At 39.5% G+C, this 21,913-nt stretch carries 19 protein-coding genes, 1 tRNA gene and 1 pseudogene; 7 read left to right on the forward strand and 14 right to left on the reverse strand.

Annotated features, from left to right (window positions below):
* Window positions 1-5 precede the first annotated feature (5 nt).
* Window positions 6-3,092 (forward strand): type I restriction endonuclease subunit R, encoded by a 3,087-nt coding sequence (locus tag ACTL32_RS10240; RefSeq protein ID WP_441341381.1) that lies wholly within the window; start codon window positions 6-8, stop codon window positions 3,090-3,092.
* Between the two features lie 533 nt (window positions 3,093-3,625).
* On the opposite strand, the gene ACTL32_RS10245 is transcribed toward ACTL32_RS10240, so the two are convergent.
* The 10 genes from ACTL32_RS10245 to ACTL32_RS10290 form a co-directional block, all read right to left on the reverse strand.
* A complete protein-coding gene (locus ACTL32_RS10245; protein ID WP_441341382.1) occupies window positions 3,626-4,000 on the reverse strand; it encodes a hypothetical protein in 375 nt (124 codons plus the stop codon).
* Between the two features lie 498 nt (window positions 4,001-4,498).
* Window positions 4,499-5,158, reverse strand: a complete 660-nt coding sequence (locus tag ACTL32_RS10250) for a hypothetical protein (protein WP_441341383.1) — start codon at window positions 5,156-5,158, stop codon at window positions 4,499-4,501.
* A 16-nt stretch (window positions 5,159-5,174) separates the two neighbouring features.
* Complete coding sequence (locus tag ACTL32_RS10255) at window positions 5,175-6,137, reverse strand: Kiwa anti-phage protein KwaB-like domain-containing protein (RefSeq protein WP_441341384.1); 963 nt, start codon at window positions 6,135-6,137, stop codon at window positions 5,175-5,177.
* A 194-nt stretch (window positions 6,138-6,331) separates the two neighbouring features.
* A complete protein-coding gene (locus tag ACTL32_RS10260; protein ID WP_441341385.1) occupies window positions 6,332-7,447 on the reverse strand; it encodes a GTPase domain-containing protein in 1,116 nt (371 codons plus the stop codon).
* 913 nt (window positions 7,448-8,360) lie between these two features.
* Window positions 8,361-8,723: a cyclic-phosphate processing receiver domain-containing protein gene (locus ACTL32_RS10265; RefSeq protein WP_441341386.1), complete on the reverse strand. Its 363-nt coding sequence runs from the start codon at window positions 8,721-8,723 to the stop codon at window positions 8,361-8,363.
* A gap of 235 nt (window positions 8,724-8,958) precedes the next feature.
* Window positions 8,959-9,663, reverse strand: a complete 705-nt coding sequence (locus ACTL32_RS10270; protein WP_441341387.1) for a hypothetical protein — start codon at window positions 9,661-9,663, stop codon at window positions 8,959-8,961.
* 17 nt (window positions 9,664-9,680) lie between these two features.
* Window positions 9,681-10,094, reverse strand: a complete 414-nt coding sequence (locus ACTL32_RS10275) for a helix-turn-helix domain-containing protein (RefSeq protein WP_441341388.1) — start codon at window positions 10,092-10,094, stop codon at window positions 9,681-9,683.
* 559 nt (window positions 10,095-10,653) lie between these two features.
* Window positions 10,654-11,634: an ABC transporter substrate-binding protein gene (locus tag ACTL32_RS10280; protein ID WP_441341389.1), complete on the reverse strand. Its 981-nt coding sequence runs from the start codon at window positions 11,632-11,634 to the stop codon at window positions 10,654-10,656.
* Between the two features lie 101 nt (window positions 11,635-11,735).
* Window positions 11,736-12,491, reverse strand: a complete 756-nt coding sequence (locus tag ACTL32_RS10285; protein WP_441341390.1) for an ABC transporter permease — start codon at window positions 12,489-12,491, stop codon at window positions 11,736-11,738.
* Complete coding sequence (locus tag ACTL32_RS10290) at window positions 12,475-13,263, reverse strand: ABC transporter ATP-binding protein (RefSeq protein WP_441341657.1); 789 nt, start codon at window positions 13,261-13,263, stop codon at window positions 12,475-12,477. Before ACTL32_RS10290 ends, ACTL32_RS10285 begins: the two co-directional genes overlap by 17 nt.
* 251 nt (window positions 13,264-13,514) lie before the next feature.
* Between ACTL32_RS10290 and ACTL32_RS10295 the strand changes: the two genes are divergently transcribed.
* A tRNA-Leu gene (locus ACTL32_RS10295) sits at window positions 13,515-13,598 on the forward strand.
* A gap of 178 nt (window positions 13,599-13,776) precedes the next feature.
* The gene (locus ACTL32_RS10300) at window positions 13,777-14,310 is read left to right on the forward strand and encodes a GNAT family N-acetyltransferase (RefSeq protein WP_441341658.1); all 534 of its coding nucleotides are present in this window, start codon (window positions 13,777-13,779) and stop codon (window positions 14,308-14,310) included.
* An 81-nt stretch (window positions 14,311-14,391) separates the two neighbouring features.
* On the opposite strand, the gene yfkAB is transcribed toward ACTL32_RS10300, so the two are convergent.
* Complete coding sequence (gene yfkAB / locus ACTL32_RS10305; protein WP_441341391.1) at window positions 14,392-15,522, reverse strand: radical SAM/CxCxxxxC motif protein YfkAB; 1,131 nt, start codon at window positions 15,520-15,522, stop codon at window positions 14,392-14,394.
* Between the two features lie 269 nt (window positions 15,523-15,791).
* On the opposite strand from yfkAB, the gene ACTL32_RS10310 reads away from it, so the two are divergent.
* On the forward strand, window positions 15,792-16,118 hold the full coding sequence (locus ACTL32_RS10310) for a hypothetical protein (RefSeq protein WP_441341392.1): 327 nt from the start codon (window positions 15,792-15,794) through the stop codon (window positions 16,116-16,118).
* 76 nt (window positions 16,119-16,194) lie between these two features.
* Here the strand turns inward: ACTL32_RS10310 and ACTL32_RS10315 are convergent, their stop codons facing one another.
* Window positions 16,195-16,857 (reverse strand): DNA alkylation repair protein, encoded by a 663-nt coding sequence (locus tag ACTL32_RS10315; RefSeq protein ID WP_441341393.1) that lies wholly within the window; start codon window positions 16,855-16,857, stop codon window positions 16,195-16,197.
* A gap of 76 nt (window positions 16,858-16,933) precedes the next feature.
* On the opposite strand from ACTL32_RS10315, the pseudogene ACTL32_RS10320 reads away from it, so the two are divergent.
* The 3 genes and pseudogenes from ACTL32_RS10320 to ACTL32_RS10330 form a co-directional block, all read left to right on the forward strand.
* Window positions 16,934-17,491, forward strand: a pseudogene (locus ACTL32_RS10320) (PQQ-dependent sugar dehydrogenase); the annotation flags it as partial.
* 629 nt (window positions 17,492-18,120) lie between these two features.
* Entirely contained in the window at window positions 18,121-19,017 is an 897-nt protein-coding gene (locus ACTL32_RS10325; protein ID WP_441341394.1) for an acyl-ACP desaturase, read from the forward strand.
* Between the two features lie 22 nt (window positions 19,018-19,039).
* Entirely contained in the window at window positions 19,040-19,294 is a 255-nt protein-coding gene (locus ACTL32_RS10330) for a hypothetical protein (protein WP_441341395.1), read from the forward strand.
* A gap of 635 nt (window positions 19,295-19,929) precedes the next feature.
* On the opposite strand, the gene ACTL32_RS10335 is transcribed toward ACTL32_RS10330, so the two are convergent.
* On the reverse strand, window positions 19,930-20,385 hold the full coding sequence (locus tag ACTL32_RS10335) for a hypothetical protein (RefSeq protein ID WP_441341396.1): 456 nt from the start codon (window positions 20,383-20,385) through the stop codon (window positions 19,930-19,932).
* Window positions 20,386-20,596: 211 nt separating this feature from the next.
* Window positions 20,597-21,610: an STAS domain-containing protein gene (locus tag ACTL32_RS10340; protein ID WP_441341397.1), complete on the reverse strand. Its 1,014-nt coding sequence runs from the start codon at window positions 21,608-21,610 to the stop codon at window positions 20,597-20,599.
* Window positions 21,611-21,913 lie beyond the last annotated feature (303 nt).

Raw genomic sequence — 21,913 nt, forward strand, 5'->3', positions numbered from 1 at the left:
TTCTAATGAGTAATGCACCAAAGAGTGTGTCAGAAGCAAGTTTTCAAGGTCGTTTTGTAGAAAAGTTAAAACGCTTCAAATGGGAATCACCTGAAGAACTTGATGGGACCAAACACCAAGTAACGACGAATGATTTAATCAATCATTGGCGTGGAGAATTGAACCGTCTTAACGTCGATCAATTAGAAAGTGTTCCGTTAACAGATAATGAGTTTAGTCAAGTGATGGCTCAAGTGAACCAAATCGCCAATAGTTTTGAAGCGGCGAAATTATTAGCGATGGAAGGATCTAAAGGGAAGATTGATGGCATTTATCGAGACCCTGATCCTCGAGTGACTAGAGAACAAATCACACTAACCATTTTTAAAAAAGCGCAAGTTAGTGGGGGAGATTCTAGTTACACCATTGCAAGAGAAGTAATGACACCAACCGGCAATCGCTTTGACCTTGTTTTACTCATCAATGGCTTACCACTTATTAATATCGAACAAAAACGTGCAGATAAAACGCTTGATGAAGCCTATATCCAGTTCAAACGTTACTACCAAGCTGGGGAATATACGCTAAATTTCATGGCATTTTCACAAATGATGGTCGTGACTTCTGAAGTTGCGACACGTTATTTTGCGACGCCTAAAACGGTGCATGACTTCAATCCAAGTTTCCTCTTCCACTGGGCAGATAAAGACAATATCCCTGTGAACAACTGGGAAGAAGTCATTAACCAATTTTTCATGATTCCAATGGCGCACCAAATGGTTGGGGACTATTTAGTAATTGATGAAGCAAGAGAAGAAGACAATCGTCGTCATATGCTGATGCGTTCATACCAAGTGCATGCCCTACAAGCTGTTGAAGGCGCAGCATTTGGCTGGGATAATGAAGACCGTATTCCGCACGGCGGCTATGTGTGGCATACGACAGGTTCAGGGAAAACAATTACGAGCTTTAAAACAGCTCTCTTTCTATCAACACGAGCCGGCTTTGATAAGGTGGTTTTCCTCGTAGATCGTCGTGAGTTAGACAGTCGTACAAGCGAAAACTTCAAAGCCTATGCAGCGTATGAATCTGTTTCTGTAGACGATACCCAACATACATATCAGTTGCGTAAAATCATGCATTCCCCTAATAATGGCATCGTTGTAACAACGACATTCAAGCTAAATAGCTTAGTGAAAGATTTGGTGGAAGCAAACGATACAGGTCTCGCTAATAAGCGAATCGTATTTGTTATAGACGAAGCACATCGGACAACAATGGGGCAAATGATGGGGACGATTAAACGGTACTTCAGCAAGAACAGTTTATTCTTTGGCTATACTGGAACACCCTTGTTTGATGAAAATCAGGCTAAAGGAAAAATAAATGAAAAAAGTGAACTAATCGATACGACTGAAAAACTATTTGGACCACTTATTCACAAGTACACGATTGATGAAGCGATTGCAGACAGAAACGTTTTAGGCTTCCATGTCGATTACATTAATACAGGTGAATTTAAGAGTTATGAAGATCTCAGAGACCAACTTGTTGAGTTACTTCAGAACCAGAATCCAGATATGGAAGTAAAGGAAATAGAACGAGAAATACAACAGCTATCAGATTTAGATGTTGAAAAAACAGCGAAAAAAGAAGGATTACTCGTTTACTACGATGAGACACATATTCCAAGAGTTGTCGAAGAAATATTAACACAGTGGAATGCCCAGTCTCAAAACCGAGAATTTAATGCGATTTTAACAGTCGCTTATAAAAAACGTGTACTGGCTTACTTCAAAGAATTTAAAAAGCAGATGGCCGAAAGAGATATTCAATTAAACATTGCCATGACATTTAGTTTTGGCAGTGAGGAAGAGACCGAACGAGTAGATCCTGTCATCATTCAAAATATGTTTAAAGAATACGGGGCATTTACCGGAATTGAATTCGTGGCTGGCGATAAAAAGCGCGGAGAAAACGGATATTTTGAAGATGTGATTGAACGTGCGACGAGAGGGGGAAGTGGACGCAGTCCAAAAAATATAGACCTCGTCATCGTAGCCGATCAATTACTAACAGGCTATGATTCTAAACTACTCAATACACTTTATGTAGACAGATCGCTAGAATTACATGGATTGATTCAAGCATATTCTAGAACGAATCGTGTGTATGGAAACAATAAGGAATTTGGAACGATTATTAATTTTCAATATCCAAAAATCACTGAAGAAATGGTCAACATTGCCTTGAAACTCTATGGTAGCGGGGGAACAAGCAGTAAAGCAATTGTCGAGCCCTACCCAACGGCAGTCGAGAGGTTAAAACTCGCATTTATAGAGATGGTGAATACATTACCTGATCCAACAAACTGGCAATCGATTGAACCAATTGAAGAGGAGAAGAAACAGTTCATACAAGTTTACAAAAAAGCTGCCGTACAATTTAACTTAGTCGAGCAGTATTATGAATATGCGTGGGATGATGTAGCCTTTGGTATGGATGAACGTACATGGCTTCAATATATCGGCGCCTATCGTAACTTAACCTTTGAAGAAGGAGAAGAGTTACCAGGCACGACAGCTCCTACTTTAGCAGGTAAAACGAAAATTGCAGGTTCGCAAATCATAGATGCCAATCATATTCTGAACTTAATCGGATCTAAAGCAACCTCAACGAACGGTGTTCAAACGGTTGATGCAGAAACTTTACGCATCATCCATCAAGAAATTGAAGAATTGAGTAACTTCGGTGAGCATGAACAAGCTAAATTACTGAGAGAATTTGTCGTGGAAGAATTACAACCTGGGAATGTTTCTAGTGACATTCATTTTGATCAAGCATTTGAAGATTGGAAAAATGATAAGAAGAGAGAACTAATTTATGAAGTTGCTGATGAGTGGGGAATAAACGGTAAAATTTTTGAAAAGTCTGTCGAAGCTTATTCAACAACTTCACCTCAAGATATTCCATACATTGATGACTTGATTGGTAGTTTGGATTTCTCTGCTGCAACAAAAAAGCAAGGACCTAATCAACTCATGCATAACTTTGCTTTAACACCGTTTCTTACAAAGGTGGTGCCGCAGATTAAATCGAAGTTTAAGTCATGAGATATAATATAGAAACGCTCACTATAAAATAGTGGGCGTTTTCCTTTTCATCATAATAGGAATTATGGTGAGTTATAAATCATGAATTTGAGAAATAAGCTTTGCTATAGCTTTTGAAAGCGTAAAATATCTTGAGTTAAGAAAAAATCCTTGTATCGAAATCTAGCTTCTAATATATTCTACAAATAATTTAGAAAAAGTCTTCTCATCATTTCTCTTTTTCTCGTATATTCATCGTCACAGCTCTTTTTACTATGTGGAATTTTGTTGTTATCCATTATAATACTTTAGTTGTCTCTGCATATAGCCATCTAAAAGAACCACTCCTATATAATTGGTTTGCGGACTTGTTCGTAAATTTATTGTGTAGGAGGTTTTTTATGATCAAATATCGAGAGATTCTCCAGCTGGATGCTCAGGAGATTTAAAACGAGAGGGCTCGCCTGGATTTGCACACGGTTCATTTCTGTCAATACAATCTTTCAAAATTGCGTTGTTCTTGAGAAGTGAAGTCATTATTAATAAATACTTAATTATAATTCAGACCTAAGATAATTTATTTCTTGGTTAATTATTTCGCAGTGTTCTGATATTTGTAGTATAGACTGGTAATTTTTTTGTGAGTAGTATATATCTGAAATTTCAGAAAACTTAATTTTTAGTTGTTGATAAAAAATCATAGCGGCAACAGGTGAATCTGAGTTTATATCAGACGTATTACTATATTTTTCTGCAATTATTTTTAGTTCAATAAGCTCATCTAAAAAAGTTTTTAAAAAATTTTCATCATGAATGCAACTAATATTAGTCTCAATTAACTTCACTACTTTAATCATATCTTGAATATAATTGTTTAAGCTAGAAGCATTCTTTTCATACTCTGTTTTTATCTTATTGTTGTTGGTCATTAATTTTCTCTCCTTGGTATGTAATAACTGAACCGTCCTTATGTAAAAGACAATTCTAAGCGATTTTGACCATTAGCTACTATTTACAAAATCGCGTCCCTGTGTATGGAACGATTTAGTTTGTAAGCTATAATTGCATAGAGAAAAGACACCTCTAATGAAATCAACTGATTTCAAAGGTAGCATTTGTTTTTTTTATGAAGTCCGTAAGTATTCATAATTGAGCCGTTAACAGGGATTATTTAGTAACTGCTGGTAAAATGCGAAATGGAGGAAAGCCGTTTACCACTTGAAGTCTTCGATGTATTTCTCTTTAAATTTGATTTCTGAAACAGGTGCATTTATTTCGCGTACAGCATTGTGTTACTCAAGGAAGCAAAAGTAAAGCTGTATTAAATAATGCTGCTCCTTAAGAAATGAAATTAAGGATACATTCGAATGTTGAAGTAAAATGTATTCAATTATAAAAGTTCTTTAATTTTATAAAAATGATATTATTTATTTCTCTTTGTCAAGATCAATTAAGATTCCGTTAGAGCCTTTTACTTTTATAGCCATTTTTGTTAACGTTTCTCTATCTTTCTTAGATAACAATACTGTGTTATAAGTCTTATCATTGTCCTTTACCTTATAATGAACGTCATAAGCGTTTAACCGAAAAAATATGTTTAATATTGGATTGATGTAAATCATTTCGTACTTTAAGTAAATGTAACCTATAAATAAGAACAGTATTAAGAATTGAGTTAAACCGCTATAAGTGGTCAGATTTAATGTAATAAAGGGTAATATATAGACGGCTATGTAACTCGTAAGATATTCGTGGTTCTTATCTTCAACATTTACGACCTTCGCTTCGTAACTAAGACTACTATTGGTACTATAAGTGTTTAATAACATTAGAAAAATCAAGCTGAACAGTAAAAGTATAAGTACAATAAATATTGTCATTATCCAAGTTTCTGGAAATTGAAACAATTCATTGAAATTATTTTTTATTTTTCTGAAATTAAATAAATCAGTAAAAGAAATATTATATTTCGAACTTAATTTATCCCATAAAGAGAAGAAGTTTTGGACGATAACAGTTAAGTAAAGAGGGATATAGGCGCTTAATAATAATATTATATTTGCTTTTAATTTTTTTTTATTTAGCACCTACATTTCTCCTTTACTATCTTGTTGTACTACCAATCTTTCTTACTGAGGAAGCAATATATCGTTCCATGTCAACAGCATCCGTTACACACCCGCCTCGTATTAAGGTAATAACATCAGATATATTACAGTTCTTGCTATTATATTTTATTTTATCCCCATCAAACTCAATTTTAAGTCCATAATCGGTAGCTACTTTTTTGGCTTTGCTAAAATTGTCTTTTAGCCATGTTAATCTATCTTCTTTAATAACTGCGACCAAGCGTTTAACAAGTGTAACGCTTTCAATACACCTTGAATGGAAATCATCAAAGTTTTCAATTATGTCAATTTCCTTTAACCCGTCAAAATTGGCATTTGCATAATTAACATGTGCCTCTGTATATGAAAAGAATTGATTAAAATAATGGTTGTTGGTAACAAAGCACTTATCTTCAAATTCAATAGCGTCAGCCTTAAAGTCTAAGATAAGCCTATCGTCACTCTTAATTATTTTTACTTCGCCTTGGAGGAAGTTTAAGACTTTACTCTCTTTCATTAACTTAGCATTAACTTGCTTACGATAAGTCCGTATTACCTTGTCATCTTTATTTTTCATAACAATAACATAACCCCAAATTTTAACCGGGTCGAAATCTCGATCCTCTATTATGGTTCGACTTTCTGGTGGCGATAGTACTTCTTTAACTTTTGTCAAATTGGGCACATGTGATGATGGTATTGTTTCAATCGAGCCTTTTTCTGTAACAGCAATATCGTATTCGGTTAGTTCTTTATCTTTAACCGCTTCTATAAGATATTCGACATAATCTTCTTTAAAGGTTTCATAATCCTTTCCTTTAAAACCGAAATATGAACTGGAGTATAGATATTCATTTGTTTCATCATCTACACTTCTAAAAATCAGATATATTTTAGTATCGGTAATTTCCTTGCTGAAAAAATTTTCTATTTTGTTAGTAAGTTCGTTTTCAATCAATTCTTTTCCTCCTTATTTTATCGGAGCTTTGAACTGCTTGCACAATGTTATAAACAGAACTAAAAGGCTAGCGGAAATTTATAATAGAAAAAAGCCATCCTATGTTAACTGCAATTTGAGTTGTACAAAAACTGCATACAAAATCTCCTAATTAAATTTAAAAAACCAGACATATAGTATTCTAATTATTTAATTCAGCTTTTATTAAAATTATTAATTTCTTTCTGCAATAATTCTCTTGAAATTTCTTTGCACGAATTAATTGCTTGTTTACCCATGTAAAATGTTAAAGAAAAACTTGCACCTGCCCCAACAATAGGTAAGAGTTTCCCACCATTGGCCAATGCAATTTTAGGGGCATATTTCTTCAATAGAGGCATATATATATCCTTTGCACCTACACCTGCTTTCAATAGACCTAAAAACACATTATACTCTTCCATTTTGTCTTTTGAGTTATCTGTTAGAATTGACAATCTTTTTTCGGTCAGAACAAAGTTTTTCCCTATTGCTTTTACCATTTTAATATTATTCTTTATATCTATCAGAATTCCACCACCTACTGGTATTGCACTAGAACCAGCGCTTATAGTGGAATAAAACAAAACAGTTTTCAACGAAGCCTTTTCTTTAGCGTTTAGAAAGGATTCTGAATAAGCTTGAGCATTTCGATGAAATTTTTCTTGTAAATCAGAACTGAGACGTTGAGCAATTGTATCTTGTAATTCTGATAACCCTTCTCCCGTACGAGAGCTAATAAATAATAGTGAATATTCAAGTCCAAATAATTTTTTAACATATGTTTCTTCGATTTCTATTTTTAATTCATCTACAGTTTTTTCATCATCAAAAATATCATCGGATTTACTTCTTACAAAAATTACGTCATTAGCATGCTTAATAGCTAGATTAAAAAAGTTAGCGTCATCTTCATTTAACTTATTTGAAAACATACAAATTAAAATATCAAATTCATCAAGCTCAAATTGATCCCAAAATTTTTCTGGATTATGTTCTTTTGGAAGTCCGTTATACCCGGGTAGATCATAAAATACAATTGAACCATTTTCACCCCATACATGCTTTGTAACTGCTACACCTGGTTTAATTCCTGAGTCAGTTATCTTTTTTCCAGCAATTTTATCCATCAAGGTAGATTTTCCAACTCCAGGAGATCCAATAAACCCGATATTTAATACTTTATCAAAGTCTTTTTTTAATCTTTCGTGAATTACAACCATTGGACTTCCTTCAATGCCCATATCTTTTAAAATTTTTTCTAATTCCTTGTCCCATTCTTTATTTTCCATTTCTCCACATCCTTAATATTATTGAAACTATTATAACCTTTTTATCCAAATACTAGAATATAATTAATGCTTAAATCCCTTTTGGAGATCATAGTTATTTAAATGAATTTTAAATTTATGTGAACTTTCAACTTTTACTTTATAAAAGTAACTTATATCTTTGTATCGTTAAGTCATCTCAATGATGAACGGAACCTTAATTATTTGTTATGTCTATCATTTTCGATGCAGCTCATCCGTATAGAAGGGCAGCTTTTTCATAATTTTTGACGTTTAGTAATATTCATAATTGTGCCCCTCCAAGGGAAGCGGAATTCAAATCAAAATTTAAGACCTGCTCTCCATTTTTGGATGGCAGGTCTTAAATTTTGCTTATTTAAAGCTATGTTATTAATTATTGATGAACCCCGGTAATCTCTTCCATCAATTGAATCCAGTCTTCTCGCTTAAAATCATACATTTCCAGTTCGATCTTCCGCAGAACCAAATGGATCCTATCGAAATTTTCATCTGACCGGAACCTCCATCAGCTTTTCATTTTAAGGGCATTGGGACTTGGCGAATAATACATCTAGATGCCTTCAGGATTGATGATATCCTCGACTCGATCAACATCCAAAAGATTATGGGGTAAATCGATATAGAGGCCGAGGGATGCTCAACGGGGGTGATAGACCCGGTTTTATGCATCGATTCCAAATCGGTCTTTTCAAGGGTTTCACTCCAGGGAACCGAGTTATGGCTGGCAATTAAAATCCGGCTTATTATCCCAGGTGCCGTCGATGACGGAGGCTTCGAGCTTCTGCCAGGTGATGTTATCGATTGTGTTGATGGTAATTTCTTTGAATTGTGTGATTTCCTAGGAAACAGAATTAAACTACTGCGACAAGAAGTCTCTGAAAGTTACTGCGACTCAATTGCCTGAATATCTGTTTATAGTAATCGAGTAGTGATAAATTTCAATATCTTGATCGATAAATCCACGCCGTTGAGCACCTTTTAATGTATGGAACATATTCTCTCGCCCCGCCCCATTATCAGTGTGAATATAAATTTTATTAGCACGATAACCTTCTTCACAAAAAATCTTTACAAGGTCATAACCAGTTGGAAGAAGGTTTCCTTCTGAATCTTCCCCTAAATCATGGTCTAGAGAAAGGATGTTAACGGAGCAATTTCTAAGGTACTCTAAAGCTTCGTCAACGTTCCGAGCAACTACAAAGCCTTTTGGACAATCCCTTAAATCATCCACATACAAATTAATTTCACGGGTCATAGTAACTCCTCCATATTTATTAGTAGTGGGTGAGCAGTTAACTACTCCTCGTCGTCGAGAAATTTAATTACTTTTTCGACATCGGTAAAGCTATTTGATCGGCCATTCTTTATATCCTATTCCGCTTAAAGTTTAATTTCTTGCCATTCTTAAGTCCAAAATCAAAGTTGTTCTTTTGAAATTAGGCGAATGAATTAGAAAACTCGAAGGAATGTCATTGTCATAGGGTGCATGTTTAGTGGGTAATTATGGTATTGTGTCTGATTTTTTGGATATGCTCCGATATAGGCGACAATACGCCCGATGCTTGCTTCCGAAGATCAATTTTAAAATATGCGTTCTGTGTTTTATCAATATATGATGAAACGTTTGGGTTGTCATTGGTTTTAATGTCATAAAATCGACTATAGCTTCTGATAAAGTTATAGCGCTGAGGATCGACTTCTGGATATACGTAACATGTGCTCTGGAACTTCAAATCGTTGTATCGCGCAATCCAAAAACTCTGGGTGACAGCATTGTAAAAGAGGATATGGATAAAATCCCTGACATTCATAGGAAGAGAATCATAAACCCTAAAGGAATCAAAGTTTATACAATAAATTTCTTCTGCATTTGTCGTCGTTTTCAACTCGATTATGTGCCACATGTCGTTAATATCAAGTATGACATCTCCAGCTTTTTTTATGAATTCTGCATGGTGGATTTGAGGTGTAAATCTGCGGTAGAGCTCTTGGTAAAAGGTATTGGTAGCCAAGGCAGCATTCCACACCAAATTATATTCTTCAATGGAACTGTTTGAATAATTTTTTATGACTTCCCGAAGGGGCTGTAATTCCTGATCCATCGGATATAGGGGTGCTCTAAAATTGTTGTAGCTATTGTTAACCAGGTATTGCAGTGTTGAGTCGTGCAGTTCGCTTCTTTTCTCAAAATTCATAGGATTCCATCCTCCAATTATAGTAATTTTCTTCGAATCTCCAAGGCTTCTTTACGTAGTGAGAGAATTTTTCCCTTGAGTTCGTTTACTTTCAATTCATGCGTCAGTATCTCTTCTTCCAGAGTAAAGAGTCTTTGGATAGCATCTTGATTTTCAAGAACTGGACTTTCAACTTCTTCTTGATCTTCATTTGGATCACCGATACTTTCTAAATAGGCTCCTACTAATTCTGTTCCTTTCTTTTCGTCCACTGCTTTAAGGAGAGGGGAGTTTGGACTATGCTTTTCACTTAGGTATTCACGAAGGTCTTTTCTAGATACGAGATAACTTTTCCCGTTCTTTTGAGCCTTCAGTTCACCTGAACGTATCCACCTGCGCACTGTTTCGATAGAGACATCCAATAAGTTGCATATTTCGGACACTGTAAACATTCATTCACCCCCCTCATAAACAATACTTTATATATCAATATTAAAATAGACTACATTAGTTGTCAATTATGAAGTTTGGAGAAATTTATTTTAAATAAATATTATTCAAACTAAATGACTAATCCCATGAAAGACTACTAAGCAATTGATTCTATCGTTTGGCTGCTTTCCTTATTCCTTGATCCTGGTAGAATACCGGACTCAGGTCGAACAAGTTGCTTAATTTTTTTCTAACTTTTTTGGTCAGTTTAAAAGAAAATCATTCTTTTAGTGTCATAATTTAGAATTTATTTCAACATACGGTTTTTAAACGCACTCAAAATAGATATATTCTGGAAAATGAATAATTCCATAAGACTTTGTGAAGGTTATGCAATTTACAAAACTAATAGAACCACTCCAAAGAAATCAATATTCCCCGAAGCGGCTATTTATTTACACACTCTTAATAGTTGTTAGAGAATTTTCTGATTCCTTATGTCTTCTCATTGTTAATACCATTGCTTAAGAAAAATACACAAAAAAACAGCAGAAAAAATCTCTGCTGTCCCATAAACCCTTATTCCAAAAACTGCGTATCCGTCAACAACGCGAAATCCGGCTGCTCTTTCAGGAACTTCAAGTCGAACGAGGAATCGCCGAATGCCTGGATTTCTTCAGGAGCTAGGGCCGTGTCGAAAATCATGTTATCCCATGCGCCATCGATAATCGAGGCTTCGAGTTTCTGGCCGGTGATGTCATCGATGGAGTTGATGGTGATTTCTTTTGCCTCGTCCGGATTTTGGGCGATAAATTCCGTCGCTTCTTTATGTGCATCGACTATGCCTTGGACCATTTCAGGGTTTTCTTCGATCAGTTTGCTTGAAGTGACCAGAACGGAAGCGGGCAATGTCGTGCCGAAGGAAATCTCGTCGGGTTCGATGATGACTTTGGCGCCCGTGTTTTGCTTGAGTACCGAAGCCCAAGGTTCCGGCGCTACGGCGACATCCACTTTTCCAGTGGCGAACATCGCTTCGTACTGGGCAGGGTTGCCTGTCTGGTGGAGCATTTCGCCGCCGATGCGGTTGGAGGTGATGCCGTTTTCTTTCATGTAGGTTTCAAATTGGACGTCGTGCGTGCAGCCGACACGCGGCGTGATGAACGTCTTGCCGGCAAAGTCCTCGATGGAGTCGATGCCGCTGCCGTTTCTCGCCATGACGACGGTGCCGCCTGAAGCGCCGCCGGCAATCATGGTGACGTCTGCACCGTTCGTGTAGTTGTTCATGGCAGGGCCAGGGCCGACAAGGCCGGCATCGATGTCACCGGTTTTCAGAGCAGTCATGAAATCCGCCCCATCCGCGAACGTGACATATTCGACGGTTGTGCCGTCTTTCAGGTTCTTCTCATATAATTCCTGGTCTTTCGCGACCATGGCCGGAACGTGATCCAGGTTCGGGAAGTAGCCGATGGTGACCGAAGATGAATCTTCGCCGGGTGAACCGCAGGCGGCCAACGTGCCAGCCAACGCAAGGGGAGCAAGTAGTGAAAAGATACGTTTCATAAGATGAGTTCCTCCTGTAAGTGAATTTATTTGGAATGGATTGTTCTGCTGCCGAAAGCGGTATGTAAGAGGCGGAAGATTTTATTCCATAGAATAAAATCTTAGTTTTCCAATCCCCAGCGCTTGAGGACGTTCTTTTCGATCCGCTGGAAAATCATCAGGTCGACGATTGCGCCGACGACGCCGATGATGATCATCACGCCGATGACGAGCGACATATTGCCGAAATCGGATGCGTAGCGGAGTGTATAGCCGAGCCCCGGTCCGGAACTGAGCAGTTCGCCGGCCATCAATGCCCGCCAGGCAAACGCCCATGCGAGGCGCGCACCCGTGACGAAATACGGGACAGAGGCGGGGATGATGACTTTGACGAACAAGTCCAGGCCATTCGAGCCCATCGTCCGGGCCGCTTTGATGAACAGGGGATCGACGTTCTTGATGCCGGTGCGGACGTTCAGGATCATGACGAACGTTCCGCCGAGAATGACGACGAAAATGATGGAGCCCTCGCCAAGGCCGAACCACATCATGGCGAGTGGCAGCCAGACGATGCTTGGCACACTCTGCAGCGCGAGCACCAAGGTGCCGAGTGTTTCGTCCGCCGTCTTGGACCGTGCCAACAGGATGCCGATGCCGGTCCCGATGATGACGGCTGCAACGAGGCCGATCAGCAAACGACGGAAACTCGCAATCAAATCATAGACCAGTGTCATATCGGCGAACCCGGCAACCAGTGAATCGTAGACGCTGACCGGGGAAGGGAGTATGGTTTCGTGCCACAGCTCAAAGCGGGAACCGAGTTCCCAGAACACGATGAGCGCGGCGAAGAAAATGATGCGTTTAACGGCCGGCTTCATATGCTTGCTCCTCATCTATGACTTTATCGATCTCCCTTTTCAAAAGGCCCATGATGCGCTCTTCGAGTGCCGCGATTTCCTGCCGGTGCTGCTCGCGGGGGCGCGGGATGTCCACCCGGATATCGGTCAGGATGGTGCCGGGACGCGTGCCCATGACCAGGATCCGGTCGGACAGTTTGATCGATTCCGAAATGCTGTGGGTGACAAAGACGATGGTCTTTTTTGTATCGATCCAGATCTCCTCGAGCTGCCCGTGCAGGCGGCTTCGGGTCTGTTCATCCAACGCACCGAACGGTTCGTCCATCAACAGGACGGCCGGGTCCATGGCGAGCGACCGGGCAATCGACACGCGCTGCTGCATGCCGCCGGACAGTTCATGGGGATAATGGGAAGGGTAATTGCTGAGCTGTACCATTTTCAAAAAATGATGGGCGCGCTCCTGGCCTTCTTTCTTGGACATTTCCTTGCGCAGCGGGAACATGACGTTCTCGGTCACGTTCATCCACGGAAACAGCGCAGCCTGCTGGAAAACCATGCCGCGGTCTTTTCCTGGCTTCACGACTTTCTTGCCGTCTACGGTTATGTCGCCTGACGTTGCGCGGACAAGGCCGGCAATCATCGACAACAGGGTAGACTTGCCGCAGCCGGATGGGCCCAGGATCGAAACGAATTCACCTTTCTGGATGGAGAGGTCGATGTCTTTCAACACCGTATTGGGCTGGTTGTTCTTATCGTAATAGACTTTATTGATTTCTTTGGCTTCAATAAATATGGTTGTTCACAGGCAATAAAACCTACCTTTCCTATCGGATATCATTAAAGTATAGTAGATTGATAGGAATTGTCAATATTAGATAATTAATTTATCAGTTTTTATTGCTTATGGTTTTATGTAGAGGGTAATATCGCTGCAGATATGGTTCTTCATCAATATGAAGAGGTGAGTCAAAAACTACTGTTTGACTTTTTGTTTTCGCCGAGGCAAACTATTTATAGTCCTTGTTTTTGCAGGGGATGCATCTTGCGGATGTGGCGGAATTGGCAGACGCGCTAGGTTCAGGGTCTAGTGGTGGAGACACCGTGGGGGTTCGAGTCCCTTCATCCGCATCAATAGAAAAGACAAAAGTCAGCTCCTTATGGGGGCTGATTTTTTGTGTTCGGGGAGAGGTAATGATGAAAATCCTATTTGGTTTATTTTAGGTAAATCTTTATAGTAAAACGTAGATGATCAATTACATAAAACGTGCTTCGATAACAGCTTTTATTAATGGGGGGAAGAATAATGATGATCTTACAAAATGGAAAGTTGAAGGTCCGCCAATTAGAAAAAGAAGATAATGTCCTGTTGGCAAAATGGCTGTCCGACCCGCGGGTTCTGGAATTCTATGAAGGCAGGGACAATCCGTTCGATCTGGAAAAAGTGAATGAAAAGTTATATGCTCCGGAAGATGACACAATTAAGTGCATTGTGGAATACGAGGGGAAAGAAATTGGCTACATCCAGTTCTACCTATTGGATGAAGAGACGAAAAAGGAATATGGCTATTTCAATGAGACGGTTTATGGAACCGACCAATTTATTGGAGAGGTCGCGTATTGGAACAAAGGGATTGGCACGTTGCTGGTTACTTCTATGATCAAGTTTTTAATTGAACAGAAGCACGCAGACCGGATCGTGATGGATCCCCAAACCCAAAATACGCGGGCGATCCATTGTTATGAAAAGAGTGGGTTTAAGAAAGTGAAATTGCTTCCAAACCGTGAACTTCATGAAGGAGAATACCGGGATTGCTGGTTGATTGAGTATGCCAAGAGTTAAAGTTGGCTTAAAATTTCCCGAGAAACAAGCCGCAAAAAGCCCGATCCAGTTGGATTCTTCCACTGGATTGGGCTTTTCATATTAAATGGTGATTTTTGATTTTTGGACAGTGAAATCGGTTTCCGGGTAATAGGCGTCTTTCACCAACAAATTCGGCCCCAGGCATTTTGCGGCCGGGCAGTGGCAGCCGATTGTTTTGGCTAATGGCCGTTCCAACCAGCGGTCCAACATGGCCGGCAACGAATCAGTCTGGATATTGCCCATCGCTGGGGTATCACCGAAATCCGTGACGATAACTTCGCCGGTGAAGATGTTGACGTTCAACCGGGAGCGGCCATCCGGGTCATTGCGGACGGTGACGTTTTTGCTGGCATGGATGCGGTTCAGCAATTTGGTGTCTTCGTCGTTTTGGCTGCACGGGTAAAACGGCAAGGTGCCGAACAACATCCAGACATTGTCATCACGCACGTCCAATAAGTCATGAATCGCTTTTCTCGTTTCATCTAGCGATAGCACTTCCAATTGGCTGGCGAAATCGCTAGGGTACATCGGATGCACTTCGTGGCGCGCGCATTTCATTTCTTCCACAATCTGCTTGTGGATGCTCTTCAAATGAGGCAATGTCCGTTTGTTCAGCATCGTTTCTGCCGATACCATGACGCCTGCTTCCGCCAGCGCACGGCTATTGTCGATCATGCGCTGGAATTGTTCGGCCCGCCGTTCCCGGGAAGGCTTGTGTTCCATATTGGCAAATCCGCCATCGACAAAATCATCGATGGTGCCCCAGTTATGGGAAATGTGCAGGACATCCAAGTAGGGTGCAATTTCCATATAGCGCTCAAGCGGCATCGTCAAATTCGAATTCATTTGGGTGCGGACTCCGCGTGCATGGGCGTATTTCAATAACGGCAACACATAATTAGCGACCGATTTCTTTGAAAACATCGGCTCGCCACCCGTCAGACTGATCGTCCGCAAATGAGGGATTTCATCCAATCGTGCAAGGAGCAGCTCGATCGGCAATGCATCCGGATCTTTATGTGCCAGCATATAGCCGACAGCACAATGTTCGCAACGCATATTGCATAGATAGGTCGTGGTAAATTCGATGCTGGATAAAGTCAGTTTTCCGTGTTCCTGGATATCCATATACGCTTCCCACGGATCGTATTGCGGTGTGATTTTGGTAAGTGTTGTTGCTGTGTTTTCCATATCTAACGAACTCCTAATAATTTTCTCGACTATTAAGTATGCGCTTTTCGATTTACTTCTGCAAGGGGTGGTTTAAACGCTGGAGAAATTGCCTCTCTGGAAGCAGGATTTTACAGTTTTTACGTGAAAAAAATGTATTTATACTATTTTCATTTATCCTTTTATCGCTTTATTAACTAAAAATTATATTTTTTTGATCTTTTGACTGGTATACGAACACAGGTTCTGTTATAGTAAAAGCATATCACTATGGAATGAGGTGGATTTCGATGGTGCTTGCGATCAAAGAAGTGAACGGATTTGAAAAAGGAAAGATATATACTAGGGATCTTGAGGTTTTATCTTGCTTCAAAAATGACGAACATCGGGTAGTCGCTTTAATGGATAGAGATGGCAATGCTTTTTATTGGACGACTACAGTAGATTCGCCTGATTATCGAAACTTCCGGAGAAAAGCTACGTATACATTTAAAGTCAGTTATATTTCTACAGTATTTGATCCTTCCAATCCCAAGGTCGTTATTGCAGAATTGAACGACGTAACAGCTGAGAACGGTATGTATGGCCAGGCAGAGCAATATAAATTAAATGCTTAATATATAAATTGTAAAAGAACCTTGACGCTCTCAAGGTTCTTTTTTTGTCTTATAGTATAAATTATTGTCTTCTATCTTAATGCCGTTTTTTCACTTCAATTGTAATGAACTCCGGCAAGTAGTTGGGGGTGCATCCTTTTGATACCATTTCATCTTTGTACAGACCCGTTTTCTCACCGATTTTCATGCAACGTGTGCGATTCTTTTCATCATAGACGCCTATCCAGCCTGCAGTGAGATTCATGGCCCATTGAACTTCCGGTTCTTCCTGCGCAAGATTCGCTTCTATTGCAGACAGCAAGTCTTCGGTGTTATCAGGCGGTGTTTGTCCAGTCCATCTCAATCGTCCTTGATAATACCAGAAAATCCGTCTTTGAAGAGGGGAAGGACTGTTTTCCCATGACTCCATTAAAGCAATATTCTTCTTATCTTTAGTCAGTTGATTGGCCATTAACCAATCCATTAAGTTATTTCGCTCATCAAAAGGGTGAGCCTGCATATCTTTATCGAGCTCGTTTAGTACATCTTGTGAAAGAAGTTTTTTGTCCATAATTAAGATGGCTAATAATCTGGGCAAAAACTCTCCGGTTGACCAAAGTTCCATGGCCAGTTCGTGATCTTTCTTAATTTCTTTCGCGATTTTCCGTAAGTCGCCTAGCTTGGTTTTACTAGTGATCTGAGATAGGATGTTTTCTGCTTTTGAAGAGTGTTTTATTTCTGCCTCTTTTTTTTCATTCATTTTCTACAACTCCTTTTAGAATGTATTCTCCTTAAGGAGGGGAAATCCTTTTTGGGAGTCTAGTTCCACTCGTGACCGTGCACAAGACTTGGATGCTTACTTAGGCAAAGTGATTCACATTACACAAGATGGAGAAGCAGTAGAGACGAATCCATTTATCGAAGATGAGGACGCACTGGATGGTATTTACAGCTACGGTCACCGTAATATTCAAGGTATAGACTTCCACCCTGAAACAGGAGACTTATGGATTGTTGAATTCGGTCCACAAGCTGGGGATGAACTGAATATTATTGAACCAGGCAATAACTATGGATGGCCGATTGTTTCTTATGGTCTCGAGTACTCTGGTGAATTAATCAATGAGGGTATTTCAGAACACGAGGCACAAGGCTTTGTGGAACCAAGATATTACTGGGATCCGACAAGTGCGCCAAGTGGTAGTTCATTCTATGACAACGACGCAATTCCTGAATGGGAGAACAACTTGTTCATCGGTGGTTTAGTGTCGAGCTATATTGCACGTGTCGTTATTGAAGGCGAACGTTTCCTTGATATTCTTGTAACGGAGGATGGCGCGCTTATTTCCATCACTGATGGCGGCAAGATTTACAAGATTACTGCAGCAAATTAAGGCGGCGCAGTTGAAGGTATAGAAGAAGACAATTTTAATACTGATGAAGACAAGTACGATGAATAATTTAATATTTTCTAAATGCACCCAACCTTATGTCATTTTAGTAGAGGCTTATTTGCAGGAGCTTGAGATGATTGTATACAAAATTTTATTAAAAGAGATTTGGGTCAAGAAATTGAAAAAAGTCTATTAGATGATGCCATAAGTTATAAATTTAACCTAGGTACCGGTGAATGTATTGCTTATAAGGATGATGAAGGAAGATATCATGTCAATGAGGTCACTCAAGTTGGTATATATGCTGGGAATGCTAGGTACAGTAAGTTTCAAGACCGCCTATATGGTTTGTTAGACAGGCATACTTTTGATATCCGGAAAATAGAAGAGCCGGCTGTAGATTAGTTGATTTATACGGTCGCATTAGGGAGATTAAAGCACTCTTAAATGGGTGCTTTTTAAGTTGAATAATTGAGGAATGTCTATATTTAATATTAAAAGTTAAAAAACCGAATTTGTGAAAAATTGATCTATCCTACTTGACGGTTACACCAACGTTCTACCATTAATAATTGTTAAAAAAATTCAAATGGTTTAAAGTTAGAAAAACACCTAAAGGAGAAAAGATAATGTTAAATTCAGATTTGGATATACGCTTAGAACCGCGCATTAAAGAATTATATCAATTACATAAGGAACGTTCTGCAAATATTGACTGGAGCTATCACGAATTTATTCCATGGGACAAGGCCATGTCCTTTAAACGAGTTCCTTGGGATGAGAGTCAAGTAACTCTTCCAGAAGGTGTAATTATAGCGGTAGAAACAGCATTACTTACAGAAGTAAATTTACCTTGGTATACTTCGCATTTGGATTATACATTTAAAAATTCAATGGCAGTAATAAATGATTTCGTACGCACTTGGACGGCTGAAGAAGACCAGCACTCTAACTTGCTTGAAACGTATTTATTGGTGACACGAAACGTAGATCCTGTAAGATTGCATGAATTAAGAAAACGAGTTGTTGAAAGTGGTTGGTTTCCAGATTTCACGAATCCTCTAGCAACAATGGCCTACACTTCTTTGCAAGAGTTGGCTACACTCGTTTTTTATAATAATGTAGCTAAGGTAGCGGGTCTTTACGACAAAGATTTAGCAACATTACTTCGACGTGTAGCGAAAGACGAAGCACTTCATTATGCATTTTATCGCGACACAGTGAAAGCACATCTTGAACTTGATCCGAATTTCATTGTTTATTTTGAGAAGGTAATTATTAATTTCTCTATGCCAGGTGCCGTTATGCCAGAATTTAACGAGAGAATGAAAACCATTGCAATAGATACGAATTATGGACCACTACAATACTTTGACCAAGTATTAGATGTAGTTGTTAAATACTGGGACATTGCCAACTTGCAACCGACTAGCGAAGAGGCCAAACAATCACAAGCGAATATATTGAAATATCATGGGCGCTTAAAAAGAATTAAAGATCGCCAGCTAGGAAAAAATAAAAGGTAGATGTATGAAAGGGTTTTTTATAATGAACACAACTTGCGAATTATGTGGAAAAGAAACGAAAGATAAAGTAAGTTATTTGGAACTTGAAACGTGGGAATTTAATTTTTTAGAGAAAGAGAATAAAGACTTTTACTCTATTTGTTTCGATTGTTTTGATAAACATACGAATAATTTCATTGACAAAGAAATGGATCTTGAATTGAGAAAAAAACGTTCTCTTATGGTGAATAGAGAGGTCCAAGAAGAAATCGAGGCTATTCTTGAAGTCGAAAATTAATCCCTCAACTCTATTTATGAAGCCTAAGTTGAACGCATAGGAGCAATAAATTGAATCTCTTAAAACAGTATGACAAGTACGTCATGTATGAAAGATGCAGCACTTTAGTGAAATAGATGAAATGTGGATTGGTGAAAAGAAAATCCAACTAGGTTCCAATGATAGTAACACGGCAAGAATAAATAATTGCTTCATTAATATGAGGAACCGAGGATACAGGAGTCGGAAAAAGGAAAGCCATCTTCTTTGGAGGGTGGCTTTTTGCGTTCTAAAATATTGATATAGACAAAACAGAGGATTATTGATAGTTACATAGCTATACAATAGGAAATCGCTTCCCAGGGAAAGAAACAATTCGAAACGATTTTGATAATACACTACAATTTATACTTTATACATCTCTTCCCCGGGCCTATCAACATTTGGGATACAATTCTTTTCGTTTTATTCATCTATATAAATTGTTCGGGAATTGCGCCGCTCCCTGGGAAGCGAAATGCTCGACCCATTTCAAGCAAAGGGTGCTTATAATTACGTCCCGGTGAAAAATTCAGCCTTTTAATAAAAAAGAGAAACGACCTGTCTTCCGATCTCGGATGACAGGCCGTTTCTTCTTATTTGAAGCTATGTTTCAATCATTGATGAACATCCGTGATCTCTTTCATCAATTGGATCCAGTCTTCCCGCTTAAAATCATACATATCCAGTTCGATCTTTCTCAGAACCATATGGATGCTATCAAAGTTTTCATCCGACCGGAATCTCCACCAGCTTTTCACATTTGACGCCTTTGTACCTGGCTCATAATACATCAAGGTTCCTTCCGGATTGATGATCTCCTCGACCCGGTCGACGTCCAAAAGATTATGCGGGAAATCAATATAGAGGCCAAGGGATGCTTTATGGGGCGTGATGGACCCGATTTTGTGCAACGGTTCTGCATTCGTATTTTCAAGAGAACCGCTCCAGGGAACCGGTTTATGGCTGGCAATCAAAATCTTGCCTTCTGCATTTGTTTCAATTTTACAATTCGGAAGACTGTTAAAGACTTCGAGCATTTCGTCCATTTTTTTCGTTACTGATTTGTTCACGCTGCCACTCCTTCAACTAACCTATTCGTCCTATCATAAGTTAAAACCCCATTGCTGTAAATATGAATGCCATTTTTAAGGGTTTCGATGTCCCGTTTTCCACACTTCTTGATGCTCCTATTCCTAATTTAAAAGTACGGATTCATAAATTAGAAATGCCGCCCCAGCAAAAGCTGAAGCGGTATTTCTGTTTTTGGGATGAAAAGACAGCTTAGGAAATGGTCCGGCCGCTTTTGCCCAGCGCATAGTAGATGCCGTGCTGCAGGCTTTGCAGGCATTCGAATTTGTTCAGGTTATTGCCGGATTGGATGATTACCATTGCCAGTTCCGGCGACACGCCTACCAATATGGTTTCGATGCCCAGAAGCCGGGCAGAGGCTCCAAGTTTATCGATCAGCCTGGCGGTGTGTTCGGAAATGTTTTTGTGCAGGCCGGTCAGATCGAGCAGCAGGAAGTGCGCCTGATGTCTCGGCAGTTCGCTCAGCGTATTGTACATAAGGTCTTCCGAACGGTCTTCGTCGTAGCTGCCGATCATCGGCACGACCACAATATTTTCCAATACCGGGATGATGGGGGAAGAAATTTCTTTCACGAGGTTCTGCAGCATCATCGTTTTCTCATCGACCATCCGCTCGAGTTCTTGAATCTTTAATGCTTCCTGTTTTCTGGACATCTCGTGGATGTTCGACTGCACGGTGATATCGGACGGATAGTACTCAACGATGCTGTAGGAATTCTCTTCATTTTGATATTGGATCGTTTTATACCAGAAGTTCGTGCCGAAAAGACCGGTCAATACGCCGGCGTAATGGGAAGGGACGAAGATGCCTTCAAGGCCTTTCTGTTTTTGCTGGTTCATTTTGTACTCCCAGTCATCTTGTATATGAAGCGTGAAATGTTTCGTCTCTTCGTCCATCTTTACAATTTTCACTTTTCCCCAGCCTGCTGGTGCATATGTATTGGCTAACCATTCAACAACATTTGAGGTGTTGATGTTTTTCATGTGCAAAAATCCTTGGCCAACGACGACGCCTTGACGGAAACCGGTCGTTTCCAACACAAGTTTTGTTGCTTCAGTTCCTGCAATTTCCCGGATAGAGTCAAAGAACGTTTCCATGGCTGAAATCCAAAAGAACACGACGTCTCCGCCGTCAAATAAGACTTCCCCTGTTTCTAAATCCCATTTCAAATCCACATCGCCGACTGTAAGTTGTTTTTTCATCATCATAAGTCTTCCCCCGATTTGCTGGCTTTTACCCATTTATGTTTTATGAGCAGCTGTTCCGTAATAAACAATTTAGTGAGTTTGGTATCTTATTCCCTCAATGGCAGAAACTATGCACCATAAAATACAATTTATGTTTGTTTGAACACAGGACTGCTCAACTGGGAAGATGAAAAGTTTCCAACAGGACTGGTTACGCGGCTTGATCAACATTTCTTGGGCCGCTGCAGAAGTGGAAATGAATATTGTTCCTTCAACAGCTTGGTAAAACGGTAAATAATGGATACCCTTTTAAGAAACCCT

The organism is Planococcus sp. FY231025 (genome assembly GCF_052078085.1).
Lineage (GTDB): Bacteria > Bacillota > Bacilli > Bacillales_A > Planococcaceae > Planococcus.

Coding starts and splice junctions, on each gene's coding strand:
- ACTL32_RS10240 (WP_441341381.1), top strand. CDS start 6: ATGAGTAATGCACCAAAGAGTGTGTCAGAAGCAAGTTTTCAAGGTCGT.
- ACTL32_RS10245 (WP_441341382.1), bottom strand. CDS start 4,000: ATGACCAACAACAATAAGATAAAAACAGAGTATGAAAAGAATGCTTCT.
- ACTL32_RS10260 (WP_441341385.1), bottom strand. CDS start 7,447: ATGGAAAATAAAGAATGGGACAAGGAATTAGAAAAAATTTTAAAAGAT.
- ACTL32_RS10265 (WP_441341386.1), bottom strand. CDS start 8,723: ATGACCCGTGAAATTAATTTGTATGTGGATGATTTAAGGGATTGTCCA.
- ACTL32_RS10270 (WP_441341387.1), bottom strand. CDS start 9,663: ATGAATTTTGAGAAAAGAAGCGAACTGCACGACTCAACACTGCAATAC.
- ACTL32_RS10275 (WP_441341388.1), bottom strand. CDS start 10,094: ATGTTTACAGTGTCCGAAATATGCAACTTATTGGATGTCTCTATCGAA.
- ACTL32_RS10280 (WP_441341389.1), bottom strand. CDS start 11,634: ATGAAACGTATCTTTTCACTACTTGCTCCCCTTGCGTTGGCTGGCACG.
- ACTL32_RS10285 (WP_441341390.1), bottom strand. CDS start 12,491: ATGAAGCCGGCCGTTAAACGCATCATTTTCTTCGCCGCGCTCATCGTG.
- ACTL32_RS10300 (WP_441341658.1), top strand. CDS start 13,777: ATGATCTTACAAAATGGAAAGTTGAAGGTCCGCCAATTAGAAAAAGAA.
- yfkAB (WP_441341391.1), bottom strand. CDS start 15,522: ATGGAAAACACAGCAACAACACTTACCAAAATCACACCGCAATACGAT.
- ACTL32_RS10310 (WP_441341392.1), top strand. CDS start 15,792: ATGGTGCTTGCGATCAAAGAAGTGAACGGATTTGAAAAAGGAAAGATA.
- ACTL32_RS10315 (WP_441341393.1), bottom strand. CDS start 16,857: ATGAATGAAAAAAAAGAGGCAGAAATAAAACACTCTTCAAAAGCAGAA.
- ACTL32_RS10325 (WP_441341394.1), top strand. CDS start 18,121: ATGTTAAATTCAGATTTGGATATACGCTTAGAACCGCGCATTAAAGAA.
- ACTL32_RS10330 (WP_441341395.1), top strand. CDS start 19,040: ATGAACACAACTTGCGAATTATGTGGAAAAGAAACGAAAGATAAAGTA.
- ACTL32_RS10340 (WP_441341397.1), bottom strand. CDS start 21,610: ATGATGAAAAAACAACTTACAGTCGGCGATGTGGATTTGAAATGGGAT.